This is a genomic window from Paenibacillus sp. FSL K6-1566 (assembly GCF_038050475.1).
GTDB classification, from domain to species: domain Bacteria; phylum Bacillota; class Bacilli; order Paenibacillales; family Paenibacillaceae; genus Paenibacillus_AQ; species Paenibacillus_AQ lactis.
This window is the reverse complement of record NZ_JBBOSR010000001.1, coordinates 5,817,495-5,831,510: the sequence shown is the minus strand read 5'-3', so window position 1 is coordinate 5,831,510 and position 14,016 is coordinate 5,817,495. Positions and strand designations below refer to the sequence as shown.

The window sequence follows — 14,016 nt, the reverse complement described above, 5'->3', positions numbered from 1 at the left end:
GACTCTTGAAATGCAAAATAAAATACAGCATGGGCTGTTGACTTGGGTATTCTGATATGGTATTATTATAAAATGTCAGTATTAGGATGGTCTCTTTGTCTTTAGTTTGCTGAAATGTCAAGCATTATTGTGCGGAAAGATGCATAAAGTATGTCGTCTTGACGTATAATATGTACGTTTTAGGCAAATCTACAAGATATGAGATGATTATCATAACCATGGATAAGCTGCTCTTTTTTCGAAAGGTATTCGATAAGGGCTTTTCTCTATTTATGGGTGTGTGCTCTGTATGTTCCATTATAGTGTTACAAACAGAGGTTCGCAATGAATTTTTAAGTGAGTAGACATGAGGGGTGAGTTTAAGTTGGCAGGACATCTTGTTCAATATGGTCGACGCACTCGGCGCAGTTATTCTCGTATCAACGAGGTACTCGAAGTTCCGAACCTGATTGAAATCCAACAAAAATCTTATGAATGGTTTTTGGAGGAAGGACTCCGCGAAATGTTCCAGGACATCTCGCCGATTCAGGATTTCACGGGGAATTTGGTGCTTGAGTTCATTGACTACAGCCTTGGAGAACCGAAATACACCGTCGATGACGCGAAAGAACGCGACGTTACTTATGCGGCGCCGCTCCGCGTAAAAGTCCGGCTCATTAACAAGGAGACCGGCGAGGTCAAGGAGCAGGAAGTGTTCATGGGTGACTTCCCGTTAATGACGGAAACCGGAACGTTCATTATCAATGGTGCCGAACGGGTTATTGTCAGCCAGTTGGTTCGCTCTCCCAGCGTCTATTTCAGCACAAAAGTGGATAAAAACGGTAAATCGACTTACACAGCAACAGTGATCCCGAATCGCGGAGCATGGCTGGAACTGGAGATGGATGCGAAGGACATCATTTATGTCCGGATCGACCGTACCCGCAAAATCCCGGTAACGGTTCTGCTGCGGGCTCTTGGCTTCGGTACCGATGCCGAGATTCTGGAATTGCTGGGCAATGATGAATATATTCAAAACACGCTGGATAAAGACAACACGGACTCCACCGAGAAAGCGCTCATCGAAATTTATGAACGTCTTCGTCCGGGCGAGCCGCCGACGCTGGAGAATGCGAAGAGCCTCCTGGTCGCTCGTTTCTTTGATCCGAAACGTTATGATCTGGCGAATGTCGGACGCTACAAAATCAACAAGAAGCTTCACATCAAGAACCGTCTCTTCAACCACCGTTTGGCTGAGAGCCTGATCGACGTCGAAACGGGCGAGATTATTGCGGAAGCAGGTCAAACTGTGGATCGTCGTCTTTTGGACGAGATCATGCCTTATCTCGAGAAGAGCGTCGGCTTCAAGAAATACCATGTAACCGGCGGTGTGATGGACAGCGACGATATTACGCTGCAGACGATTGACGTATTCTCTCCGATCGAGGACGGGAAAGTGGTCAAAGTCATTGCAAACGGCAATATCGACAAATCGGTGAAACATATTACGCAAGCCGATATTATCTCTTCCATCAGCTACTTCATCAACCTGCTGCATGGCATTGGCAACACCGATGATATCGACCACCTGGGCAACCGTCGTCTGCGTTCCGTGGGCGAGCTGCTTCAGAACCAGTTCCGTATCGGTTTGTCCCGTATGGAGCGCGTGGTGCGTGAAAGAATGTCGATCCAGGATGCGAACGTGATTACGCCGCAGGCGCTGATCAATATCCGTCCGGTGATCGCCTCGATCAAGGAGTTCTTCGGAAGCTCCCAGCTGTCTCAGTTCATGGACCAGACGAACCCGCTGGCGGAACTGACGCATAAGCGTCGTTTGTCCGCACTCGGGCCGGGCGGTTTGACTCGTGAGCGCGCAGGCTTCGAAGTACGGGACGTTCACCACAGTCACTACGGCCGTATGTGTCCGATCGAGACGCCGGAGGGACCGAACATCGGTCTGATCAACTCCTTGTCAACGTTTGCCCGCATCAACGAGTATGGTTTCATTGAAGCTCCATACCGCTGGGTTGATCCGAAGACCGGGAAAGTCACCGAGCAAATCGATTACCTGACTGCCGACGAAGAAGATAACTACATCGTCGCTCAGGCAAACGCCGAGCTCAATGAAGACGGCACCTTCGCCGATGACATGGTTATCGTTCGTTACAATAAGCAGTCCGATAACATCCTGCCAATGCCGAGCGACCGTGTAGACTACATGGACGTTTCGCCGAAACAGGTTGTGTCGGTTGCGACGGCGCTCATTCCGTTCCTTGAGAACGACGACTCCAACCGTGCGCTGATGGGATCGAACATGCAGCGGCAGGCCGTTCCGCTTCTCGTTCCGAAAGCACCGCTTGTCGGTACCGGGATGGAGCACAAGGCTGCTAAAGATTCCGGTGTATGTATTGTGTCCAAATACGACGGGATTATTGAGCGCTCATCCGCCAACGAAATCTGGCTCCGCCGCGTGGAAACCGTGGATGGACAGGAAGTCAAAGGCGATATAATCAAATATAAATTACACAAATTTATGCGTTCGAACCAAGGAACATGCATCAACCAGCGTCCGATCGTCAAACGCGGAGACGTGGTCAAGAAAGGCGATATCCTCGCTGACGGACCGTCGACCGAACTTGGCGAATTGGCATTGGGCCGCAACGTCGTCGTTGCGTTCATGACTTGGGAAGGCTACAACTACGAGGATGCGATTCTCCTCTCCGAGAAGCTGGTGAAAGAGGATGTATACACTTCGATTCATATCGAGGAATACGAATCCGAAGCCCGCGATACGAAGCTTGGTCCTGAGGAAATCACGCGCGATATCCCGAACGTGGGTGAAGAAGCGCTGAAGAACCTTGACGAGCGCGGTATTATCCGCATCGGTGCCGAGATCAGCGCAGGCGACATTCTGGTCGGTAAAGTAACGCCTAAGGGTGTTACCGAGCTGACAGCAGAAGAGCGCCTCCTGCATGCGATCTTCGGTGAGAAGGCTCGCGAAGTGCGCGACACTTCCTTGCGCGTTCCTCACGGCAGTGACGGAATCATCGTTGACGTGAAGGTGTTCACTCGCGAGAATGGCGACGAGCTGCCGCCGGGCGTCAACCAACTGGTTCGCGTCTACATTGCGCAGAAACGTAAAATTTCCGAAGGTGACAAGATGGCCGGACGTCACGGTAATAAGGGTGTCGTTGCCCGTATTCTCCCTGAGGAAGACATGCCGTTCCTGCCGGATGGCACACCGGTTCAAGTCGTACTGAACCCGCTCGGGGTTCCGTCGCGTATGAACATCGGTCAGGTGCTTGAGGTTCACTTGGGCATGGCTGCCCTTCAGCTCGGCATTCACGTTGCAACGCCGGTATTTGACGGCGCGAACGAATACGACGTGTTTGATACGATGGAAGAGGCCGGCATGCAGCGCAACGGTAAAACCGTGCTTTACGACGGTCGTACCGGTGAACGCTTCGAGCGTGAAGTTACGGTCGGCGTCATGCACATGATCAAGCTCGCGCACATGGTTGACGATAAGATCCATGCCCGTTCCACGGGACCATACTCGCTCGTTACGCAGCAGCCGCTGGGTGGTAAAGCTCAGTTCGGCGGACAGCGCTTCGGTGAGATGGAGGTGTGGGCGCTTGAAGCTTATGGTGCCGCTTATACACTGCAAGAAATTCTTACCGTCAAGTCCGATGACGTGGTCGGCCGGGTGAAAACCTACGAATCCATCGTTAAGGGCGAGAACGTGCCGGAGCCGGGCGTTCCTGAGTCGTTCAAGGTATTGATTAAAGAGCTTCAATCGCTTGGTATGGATGTTAAGATCCTCAGCGAGAATGAAGAGGAAATCGAGATGAAAGAGCTCGATGATGAAGATGATGTTCAAGGTGACAAACTGAGCCTTAACTTGGAAGGCGCTGAAGTCGGAGTGGAATAACGGTCATTTCATCACCGCCGCCCTGCTATGATGCGGCGGCGGTGATCTTGACTGTATAGCACATAAATAGGACTAAGTTGAGGAGGGTTGCTCCTTGTTGGACGTTAACAATTTTGAGTACATGAAGATCGGTCTTGCTTCCCCAGAGAAAATCCGCTCGTGGTCTCGCGGAGAGGTTAAGAAGCCGGAGACGATTAACTACCGTACATTGAAGCCCGAGAAGGAAGGTCTGTTCTGTGAACGGATTTTCGGTCCGCAGAAGGACTGGGAATGTCATTGCGGTAAGTATAAGCGTGTCCGTTATAAAGGCGTAGTCTGTGATCGCTGCGGCGTTGAAGTAACGCGTGCCAAAGTCCGTCGTGAACGGATGGGGCACATCGAGCTGGCTGCACCGGTATCGCATATTTGGTATTTCAAAGGCATTCCGAGCCGGATGGGTCTGGCGCTGGATATGTCCCCAAGATCCCTGGAAGAGATCATTTATTTCGCATCTTATGTCGTTACGGATCCAGGCGACACACCGCTGGAGAAGAAGCAGCTGTTGTCTGAGAAGGAATACCGCAGCTATCGCGAGAAGTACGGCTACGGCTTCCAAGCCGGCATGGGTGCTGAAGCGGTCAAGAAGCTCCTGCAGGATCTTGATATTGAAAAAGAGCTTGAGTTCCTGAAAGAAGAGCTGCGCACGGCTCAAGGGCAGCGCCGTAACCGTGCGATCAAGCGTCTGGAAGTTATCGAGGCTTTCCGTAATTCCGGCAACAATCCGGAATGGATGGTTATGGACGTACTCCCGGTTATTCCGCCGGAACTGCGTCCGATGGTACAGCTCGACGGGGGCCGTTTTGCGACCTCGGACTTGAACGACCTGTACCGCCGTGTCATCAACCGGAACAACCGTCTGAAGAGACTGCTGGATCTCGGAGCGCCGGATATTATCGTACAGAACGAGAAGCGCATGCTGCAGGAAGCTGTTGACGCGCTTATCGATAACGGCCGCCGCGGCCGTCCGGTAACGGGTCCAGGCAACCGTCCGCTTAAATCCCTCAGCCACATGCTGAAAGGTAAGCAGGGCCGTTTCCGTCAGAACTTGCTCGGTAAACGGGTAGACTATTCCGGTCGTTCCGTTATCGTCGTAGGACCTTATCTGAAGATGTACCAGTGCGGTCTTCCTAAGAAGATGGCGCTTGAGCTGTTCAAGCCGTTCGTGATGAAAGAACTGGTCAATAAAGGCCTTGCTCATAATATTAAGAGTGCGAAGCGCAAGGTAGAACGCGTCAGCCCGGAAGTATGGGATGTGCTTGAGGAAGTCATTAAAGAGCATCCGGTTCTCCTGAACCGTGCACCGACGCTTCACAGACTCGGGATCCAAGCGTTTGAACCGATTCTCGTCGAAGGTCATGCCATCCGGCTTCACCCGCTCGTATGTACGGCTTACAACGCCGACTTCGACGGTGACCAAATGGCGGTACACGTTCCGTTGTCGGCTGAAGCCCAAGCGGAAGCGCGTCTCCTGATGCTGGCATCCGGCAACATCCTGAACCCGAAAGACGGTAAGCCGGTCGTAACGCCGTCCCAGGATATGGTTCTTGGTTCCTTCTATCTGACCATGGATAACAAGGAAGAGAAGGGTACCGGCATGATTCTGGGCAGCGTGAACGAAGCGGTATCCGCGTATCAGCGCGGAACTGCGGGCCTCCATGCCCGTGTAGCGATTCCGGTTAAGGCTCTGGGTAAAACCAGCTTTACGGAAGAGCAGCAAAAGGCGATGCTGATTACGACGGTGGGACGGATTATCTTTAACGAAATCTTCCCTGCCAGCTTCCCGTACATCAACGAGGCGACCCGTACCAACCTGCTTCAAGGTACACCTGAGAAGTATTTCGTATACGAAAAGGGTGCCAACCTGCAAGAAGCTATTCAAAGTCTTCCGGTTAGCGGCGCGGTCGGCAAGGAATATCTGGGTCAAATTATCGCCCGCTGCTTCGAGACGTACCATACGACAGAAACCTCTGTCATTCTGGATAAGATCAAGCAGCTCGGCTTCACGTACTCGACTCGCGCAGGGGTTACCGTTGCGGTAGCCGACGTTATCGTCCCTGAGGAGAAGAACGAGATTCTGAGAGAGTCCGACGAGAAGGTTAAAGTGGTAACCAACCAATACCGCCGTGGCTTGATCACGAACGAAGAACGCTATGACCGCGTCATCGACATCTGGTCGAAAGCGAAAGACGATATTACGGACGTCTTGATGAAATCGATGGACCGCTTCAATTCCATCATGCTCATGGTGGACTCCAAAGCGCGGGGTAACAAATCGCAGATCACCCAGCTGGGCGGTATGCGTGGTCTGATGGCGAACCCGTCGGGCCGTATCATCGAGCTCCCGATCAAATCGAACTTCCGTGAAGGCCTGACGGTACTCGAGTACTTCCTGTCCACGCACGGTGCGCGTAAAGGTCTCGCCGATACGGCGCTTCGTACAGCTGACTCGGGTTACCTGACCCGTCGTCTCGTTGACGTTGCGCAGGACGTCATCGTCCGCGAGGATGAGTGCAGCACGGATAAAGGCTTCACTGTAAGCCGGATCCAAGACGGTAAGGAAGTTATCGAGGATCTGTACGATCGGATCGAAGGACGTTACTCCTTTGAAACGGTTCGTCATCCTGAGACAAAAGAGATCATCGTTAACCGCAACGAGCTGATCGATTCGGATAAAGCAGCCGAAATCGTCAAAGCCGGCGTGGAGTCGGTACAAATCCGCTCCATCCTGAGCTGCCGGGCGCGTTATGGCGTCTGCAAGAAGTGTTATGGCCGCAACCTGGCTACCGGCAAGCATGTTGAGATTGGTGAAGCGGTAGGTATTATCGCGGCTCAATCCATCGGTGAACCGGGAACCCAGCTGACGATGCGTACATTCCACACAGGCGGCGTTGCCGGTGACGATATTACGCAAGGTCTTCCGCGTATCCAGGAGCTCTTCGAGGCCCGTAACCCTAAAGGTCAAGCGACCATTAGTGAGATCGACGGCGTCGTGAAAGAGATCCGCGAAACGAAAGACCGTCGTGAAATTGAAATTCAAGGTGAGGCCGAAACGAAGGTCTACTCCGTAACGTATGGCTCCCGTCTGCGCGTTAGCGAAGGCAAGCACATCGAAGCCGGGGATGAACTGACCGACGGTTCGATCGATCCGAAGGAAATGCTTCGCATTAAAGGGATCCGCGGCGTGCAGAACTATATCCTTCAGGAAGTTCAGCGCGTATACCGGAACCAGGGCGTAGAAATCAACGATAAGCACGTTGAGGTTATGATCCGGCAGATGCTGCGCAAAATCCGCATCGTCGACGCTGGAGACACGAATCTTCTGCCTGGCTCCTACGTGGATATCCATGAATACGAAGTGGCTAACAAAGAAGCCATTCTGTCCGGCAAAGAGCCAGCGGTTGCAAAACCGGTTCTGCTCGGTATCACGAAGGCTTCCCTTGAGACAGACTCCTTCTTGTCCGCGGCCTCCTTCCAGGAGACAACCCGCGTCCTGACAGATGCAGCGATCAAAGGTAAAGTCGATCAGCTGCTCGGTCTGAAAGAGAATGTCATCATCGGTAAGCTGATCCCTGCGGGAACAGGCATGAGCCGTTACCGCAACGTGAGATTCGAGGGTCAGAACGATGCGAACGATGAAAGCCAGGAGCTGGAAACCGCTTCTGTAGAATAAAGGAAATGGAGGTGAGAGGAGCCGGGGCTGCTTGATCAAGCCGGCTTTCGGCTCCTTCCCTGCCATTTCTTTTTTTTCACGTTTAATAGCTTGACATCGCCTAGGGCAGATGCTAATATAGCAAAGGTGCGTGAATCGTTGCCTTGTTCCCTGTTCTTTTGGAGGAATGCTTAATGTCTAATGATAAAGGATTACAGGATGCACACGTCAAGATCGGCACCAAACAAACAATGAAGGCCGTTGAAACCGGCCGGGCTACAGAAGTATATGTGGCTGAAGATTGCGACCAGCGTCTGATATCCAAGATCGTATCCCACTGCGAACGATATGGCGTACCTATCAACTATGTACCGACCATGAAGGAGCTTGGGGAAGCATGCGGTATTGAAGTCGGCGCAGCAGCGGCCGCTGTCTTGAAATGATGATTGAGAAATCGTTTTTGCTTTGAGAAGGCAGCTTCTCTATCGGCAAAAACTTTTCATTTGTTCTTTTATGAACCGCCTGGGTCTGTGGACTTAAAATGGTTTGTAACAGGATGATAATTACGGGAAGGGGGTGGCTAACATGCCAACAATCAACCAACTGGTTCGCAAGGGCCGTCAAGCTAAAGTTTACAAGTCGAAATCTCCAGCACTTCAAAAAGGGTTCAACGCTTTGAAACGTGAGGAGACTGATCTGAGCGCTCCGCAAAAACGCGGTGTTTGCACTCGTGTAGGCACAATGACGCCGAAAAAACCGAACTCCGCACTTCGTAAATATGCTCGTGTTCGTTTGACGAACCGCATCGAGGTGACTGCTTACATTCCAGGTATCGGTCATAACTTGCAAGAGCACAGTGTCGTATTGGTTCGCGGTGGACGGGTAAAAGACCTTCCGGGTGTACGTTACCACATCGTTCGCGGCGCGCTTGATACCGCTGGTGTTAACAACCGTATGCAGGCTCGTTCCAAATACGGTACGAAGCGTCCTAAAGCAAAAAGCTAATTGAAGCTCATGTTGGATAAACATGACTCATGACTGAAGAAAGGGGGATATCCATGCCACGCAAAGGTCCAGTTACAAAAAGAGACGTGCTGCCAGATCCGGTGTACAACAGCAAGCTGGTAACTCGTCTGATCAACCGCATCATGTTGGATGGTAAAAGAGGTGTTGCTCAAAGCATCCTTTACAACGCGTTCAACATCATCAAGGAACGTACGGGCAATGATCCGATGGAAGTGTTTGAAGCAGCCATCAAGAACATCATGCCGGTACTGGAGGTAAAAGCTCGTCGTGTCGGCGGTGCGAACTACCAAGTTCCAATCGAAGTTAAGCCAGAGAGACGTACTTCCCTGGGATTACGTTGGCTCGTTAACTACTCCCGCAACCGCGGTGAGAAAACAATGGAAGAGCGTTTGGCAGCAGAGATCATCGATGCTTCCAACAACACAGGCGCTTCCGTTAAGAAACGCGAAGACACGCACAAAATGGCTGAAGCGAACAAAGCGTTTGCTCACTACCGCTGGTAGGATTCAGCAGCTAATAAACTTCAATTTTGAAGGGAGACTATTCGCATGGCAAGAGAGTTCTCCTTGAAAAATACACGTAATATCGGGATCATGGCGCATATTGACGCTGGTAAAACGACCACCACAGAGCGGATCTTGTTCTATACAGGCCGTACGCACAAAATCGGTGAAGTTCACGAGGGTGCTGCTACGATGGACTGGATGGAGCAGGAGCAGGAGCGCGGTATCACGATTACTTCCGCTGCTACGACCGCTCAATGGAAAGGTCATCGCGTTAATATCATCGACACCCCGGGACACGTTGACTTCACAGTAGAAGTTGAACGTTCCCTTCGTGTATTGGATGGGGCAGTAGGTGTATTCAGTGCGAAAGAGGGCGTTGAGCCTCAGTCGGAAACCGTTTGGAGACAGGCTGACAAATACGGGGTTCCTCGGATCGCATACGTAAACAAAATGGACATTATCGGCGCCGACTACTTGAATGTTGTTAAAGACATGAGAGATCGTCTGCAAGCGAACGCGGTTGCTATTCAGCTTCCGATCGGTGCAGAGTCCGACTTCGTCGGCATCATCGATATCATCGAGGAAAAAGCTTATATGTATAAGGATGACCTCGGTCAAAATATCGAAGAAACCGAAGTTCCAGCGGAATTCAAGGATCAAGTTGAAGAGCTCCGCAACGAGCTCATCGAGAAGGTTGCAGAACTTGACGAAGATTTGACAATGAAATACCTTGAAGGTGAAGAAATCACCGTGCCTGAGATTAAAGCGGCTCTGCGTAAAGGTGTTGTCGAAGTTAAAATCTTCCCGGTTATCTGCGGATCTTCTTACCGTAACAAAGGGGTTCAGCTGATGCTGGACGCTGTTATCGATTACTTGCCGGCTCCAACCGACGTACCAAGCATCCAAGGAACTTTGGAAGACGGTACTGAAGTTGAGCGTCACTCTTCCGATGAAGAGCCATTCGCGGCGCTGGCGTTCAAAATCATGACAGACCCTTATGTTGGTAAGCTTACATTCTTCCGCGTTTACTCCGGTATTTTGCAATCCGGCTCTTACGTACTGAATGCAACGAAAGGTAAGCGCGAGCGTATCGGACGTATCCTTCAGATGCATGCGAATAGCCGTCAAGAAATTACCGAAGTTTACTCCGGTGATATTGCGGCTGCCGTAGGTTTGAAAGATACGGGTACAGGTGATACACTGTGTGATGAGAAGCATCCAGTAATCCTGGAATCCATGAACTTCCCTGATCCGGTTATCGAAATCGCGGTTGAGCCTAAGACGAAAGCCGACCAGGACAAAATGGGCGTGGCTCTCGGCAAGCTGACCGAAGAGGATCCGACTCTTCGCGCGCATACTGACGAGGAAACCGGTCAAACGATCCTTGCAGGTATGGGTGAGCTTCACTTGGACATCATCATCGACCGTATGCGTCGTGAGTTCAAAGTGGAAACCAACGTAGGTAAGCCTCAGGTTGCCTATCGTGAAACCTTCCGTGCTCCAGGGCGCGTTGAAGGTAAATTCGTTCGTCAGTCCGGTGGTCGTGGTCAATACGGTCACGTTTGGGTTGAGTTCGAGCCTCTGGAACCAGGTAGCGGTAACCAGTTCGACAGCAAGATCGTCGGCGGTGCTGTACCTAGAGAATACATTGCGCCAGCACAACAAGGTATTGAAGAGCAAATGAAGAACGGCGTACTCGCCGGCTTCCCGATCGTAGACGTTAAAGCAACGATCGTTGACGGTTCTTACCATGATGTCGACTCCAACGAGATGGCGTTTAAGATTGCAGGTTCCATGGCCCTCAAAGCAGCTAAAGACAAGTGTCAACCTGTCCTGCTTGAGCCAATCATGAAAGTGGAAGTTACCGTGCCTGAGGAATACATGGGCGACGTAATGGGTATGCTGAACTCCCGCCGTGGACGTATCGAAGGTATGGATTCACGCGGTGGCGCTCAAATTATCCGTGCGAAAGTGCCTCTGTCCGAAATGTTCGGATATTCCACAACTCTGCGTTCCGGTACACAAGGTCGCGGCGTATTCTCGATGGAACTCTCCCACTACGAAGAAGTTCCTAAGAATATCTCCGAAGAAATCGTGTCCAAGCACAAGGGCGGAGAGTAATAGCACGAGTTCAAAAGTCGTGTAAGGCGATTCTTTGAACAACTTCTAATAACGTTTTACCTGTCGGGGAGGAGAATGGAGCTACCGTTTCATTCCTCCGCAACCGGCCCAAACATATAAATCCCCTTAAGGAGGAATTGTTCAAATGGCAAAGGCTAAATACGAACGTACGAAACCCCATGTTAACATCGGTACTATCGGTCACGTTGACCACGGTAAAACAACTCTGACTGCTGCAATCACAACTGTATTGTCCAAAAGATACGGCGGTGCAGCTATGTCCTTCGACCAAATCGATAAAGCTCCAGAAGAGCGCGAGCGCGGTATCACAATCTCTACTTCCCACGTAGAGTACGAAACTGACGCACGTCACTATGCACACGTTGACTGCCCAGGACACGCTGACTATGTTAAAAACATGATCACTGGTGCAGCTCAAATGGACGGCGCTATCCTGGTTGTATCCGCAGCTGACGGCCCAATGCCGCAAACTCGCGAGCACATCCTGCTGTCCCGCCAAGTAGGCGTACCTTACATCGTTGTATTCCTGAACAAATGCGACATGGTTGAAGACGAAGAGCTTCTGGAACTGGTTGAAATGGAAGTTCGTGATCTCCTGAGCGAATATGACTTCCCAGGCGATGACACTCCAATCACTCGCGGTTCCGCTCGTGAAGCGCTGCAAAACCCAGACGGTCCTTGGGCTGACAAAATCGTTGAGATGTTTAAAACAATCGACGAGTACATCCCATTGCCTGAGCGCGACACTGACAAGCCTTTCTTGATGCCTGTCGAGGACGTGTTCTCCATCACAGGTCGTGGTACAGTTGCTACTGGCCGTGTTGAGCGCGGAACAATCAAAGTCGGCGACGAGATCGAAATCGTTGGTATCGAAGAAGAGACTAAGAAATCCGTTGTTACGGGCGTTGAAATGTTCCGTAAATTGCTGGATTCCGCTCAAGCTGGTGACAACATCGGTGCTCTGCTTCGCGGTATCGACCGTACTCAAATCGAGCGTGGTCAAGTACTTGCTAAGCCAGCTTCCGTTAAGCCACACACTGAGTTCACTGCTCAAGTATACGTACTGAGCAAAGAAGAAGGCGGACGTCATAAGCCTTTCTTCACTGGCTACCGTCCACAGTTCTACTTCCGTACTACGGACGTAACTGGTGTGATCAACCTGCCAGAAGGTTCCGAAATGGTTATGCCTGGTGACAACATCACCGTAACCGTTCAACTGATCGCTCCAATCGCGATCGAAGAAGGAACAAAGTTCTCCATCCGTGAAGGCGGCCGTACCGTAGGTGCTGGTTCCGTAGCTTCCATCATTAAGTAATTTAGGCTTATCGAACAGCCTGAACATATAAAGCAACAGCGTGATGTAACGAGCAACAGTGTGATGTAACGATAACAGAGTCTGATCTTTTACGATCAGGCTCTTTGTTTTTAATACCGCGGGATCCGAAACGTACGAGCAGCGGCATACTTCATATCTATGTCGGGACGTTGTCCACGATGCAGGAATAAGGGGATAAGCACGGCCGGGAAACCTTATTCTATAGTAGAAAAAAAGAGGAAATGCAAGGTATGAATAAATTCTGATTTTATGCTTGCAATGCGCCTATCTTTTCTATATAATAGTGAATGTTGTTCTGCGACGTTGCGATGATGTGAGAGGTTACCGACACACCCGGCCCCTTTGCCATGAGGCAGGTGTTCGGAAAATTTTCACGGAGTATGTCCGATACCAAATTGGGCGATAGAAGGAGGGAATAAAATGGCAAAGCAAAAAATTCGTATTCGCTTGAAAGCATACGACCACAGAATTCTTGATCAATCCGCTGAGAAAATTGTTGAGACAGCAAAACGTTCGGGTGCTGGTGTTTCCGGTCCGATCCCGCTTCCAACTGAAAAGCAAGTAATTACCATTCTCCGTGCGGTGCACAAGTATAAGGATTCTCGGGAACAGTTCGAAATGCGTACTCACAAACGCTTGATCGACATCGTGAACCCGACTCCACAAACTGTGGATGCCTTGATGCGCTTGGACCTGCCGTCCGGTGTAGATATCGAAATCAAACTGTAATAGCATAACGAATTAGTGAAGGGAAAAGAGGTGTCAACATGAAAGGTATCTTAGGTAGAAAACTCGGGATGACTCAAGTATTTACCGCAGAAGGTAATGTAATTCCTGTAACGGTTATCGAAGCAGGTCCTTGTGTTGTTTTGCAGAAAAAAGACCTGGAGAACGACGGATACGAAGCGATCCAGATCGGTTTCTCCGATAAGAAAGAAAACAATGCCAACAAGCCAGAAGCAGGACATGCGAAAAAAGCAAACACTGCACCTAAGCGCTACGTTCGCGAAATTCGCGGTGTTGACCTCGCGAGTGTCGAGGTCGGCCAAGAGCTGAAGGCGGATGTCTTCGCAGAAGGCGAATTTGTTGACGTTACTGGAATTTCCAAGGGTAAAGGTTTCCAAGGCGTAATCAAGCGTTGGGGACAAAGCCGCGGACCAATGTCCCACGGTTCCCGTTATCACCGCGGACCTGGTTCCATGGGTTCGATCCAAGCTAACCGTGTTCCGAAAGGCAAGCGTCTGCCAGGACATATGGGACATGATACGGTAACGATCCAAAAGCTTGAAGTTATCAAGGTTGATGCTGAACGCAACGTTATCCTTGTTAAAGGTTCCGTACCTGGACCGAAAAAAGGCTTTGTGCAAATTAAACAAACGGTGAAGAAATAGTCGCCTAAAGAAAGGAG

The 14,016-nt window shown here is 50.7% G+C and carries 9 protein-coding genes; all 9 read left to right on the top strand.

Annotated features, from left to right (window positions below; genetic code table 11):
• The first annotated feature begins 364 nt into the window (after positions 1-364).
• The 9 genes from rpoB to rplC all read left to right on the top strand — a co-directional run bounded on the left by rpoB (position 365) and on the right by rplC (position 13,999).
• Positions 365-3,910: a DNA-directed RNA polymerase subunit beta gene (rpoB, locus tag NST08_RS26315; RefSeq protein ID WP_028406470.1), complete on the top strand. Its 3,546-nt coding sequence runs from the start codon at positions 365-367 to the stop codon at positions 3,908-3,910.
• A gap of 94 nt (positions 3,911-4,004) precedes the next feature.
• The gene (gene rpoC / locus NST08_RS26310) at positions 4,005-7,619 is read left to right on the top strand and encodes a DNA-directed RNA polymerase subunit beta' (protein ID WP_007132574.1); all 3,615 of its coding nucleotides are present in this window, start codon (positions 4,005-4,007) and stop codon (positions 7,617-7,619) included.
• A gap of 173 nt (positions 7,620-7,792) precedes the next feature.
• Positions 7,793-8,041, top strand: coding sequence for a ribosomal L7Ae/L30e/S12e/Gadd45 family protein (locus NST08_RS26305; protein ID WP_007132573.1), 249 nt, complete (start codon positions 7,793-7,795; stop codon positions 8,039-8,041).
• Between the two features lie 142 nt (positions 8,042-8,183).
• On the top strand, positions 8,184-8,603 hold the full coding sequence (gene rpsL / locus NST08_RS26300) for a 30S ribosomal protein S12 (protein ID WP_006212930.1): 420 nt from the start codon (positions 8,184-8,186) through the stop codon (positions 8,601-8,603).
• Between the two features lie 53 nt (positions 8,604-8,656).
• Positions 8,657-9,127 carry a 30S ribosomal protein S7 gene (gene rpsG, locus NST08_RS26295; protein ID WP_007132572.1) on the top strand — a complete coding sequence of 157 codons (471 nt, stop codon included), beginning with the start codon at positions 8,657-8,659 and terminating at the stop codon, positions 9,125-9,127.
• A gap of 45 nt (positions 9,128-9,172) precedes the next feature.
• A complete protein-coding gene (gene fusA / locus NST08_RS26290; RefSeq protein WP_007132571.1) occupies positions 9,173-11,251 on the top strand; it encodes an elongation factor G in 2,079 nt (692 codons plus the stop codon).
• 145 nt (positions 11,252-11,396) lie between these two features.
• The gene (tuf, locus tag NST08_RS26285) at positions 11,397-12,587 is read left to right on the top strand and encodes an elongation factor Tu (RefSeq protein WP_007132570.1); all 1,191 of its coding nucleotides are present in this window, start codon (positions 11,397-11,399) and stop codon (positions 12,585-12,587) included.
• A 441-nt stretch (positions 12,588-13,028) separates the two neighbouring features.
• The gene (gene rpsJ, locus NST08_RS26280) at positions 13,029-13,337 is read left to right on the top strand and encodes a 30S ribosomal protein S10 (RefSeq protein ID WP_006676490.1); all 309 of its coding nucleotides are present in this window, start codon (positions 13,029-13,031) and stop codon (positions 13,335-13,337) included.
• A 38-nt stretch (positions 13,338-13,375) separates the two neighbouring features.
• On the top strand, positions 13,376-13,999 hold the full coding sequence (gene rplC, locus NST08_RS26275; RefSeq protein WP_007132569.1) for a 50S ribosomal protein L3: 624 nt from the start codon (positions 13,376-13,378) through the stop codon (positions 13,997-13,999).
• The last annotated feature ends 17 nt before the right edge of the window (positions 14,000-14,016 follow it).

Coding starts and splice junctions, on each gene's coding strand:
- NST08_RS26305 (WP_007132573.1), top strand. CDS start 7,793: ATGTCTAATGATAAAGGATTACAGGATGCACACGTCAAGATCGGCACC.
- rpsL (WP_006212930.1), top strand. CDS start 8,184: ATGCCAACAATCAACCAACTGGTTCGCAAGGGCCGTCAAGCTAAAGTT.
- rpsG (WP_007132572.1), top strand. CDS start 8,657: ATGCCACGCAAAGGTCCAGTTACAAAAAGAGACGTGCTGCCAGATCCG.
- fusA (WP_007132571.1), top strand. CDS start 9,173: ATGGCAAGAGAGTTCTCCTTGAAAAATACACGTAATATCGGGATCATG.
- tuf (WP_007132570.1), top strand. CDS start 11,397: ATGGCAAAGGCTAAATACGAACGTACGAAACCCCATGTTAACATCGGT.
- rpsJ (WP_006676490.1), top strand. CDS start 13,029: ATGGCAAAGCAAAAAATTCGTATTCGCTTGAAAGCATACGACCACAGA.
- rplC (WP_007132569.1), top strand. CDS start 13,376: ATGAAAGGTATCTTAGGTAGAAAACTCGGGATGACTCAAGTATTTACC.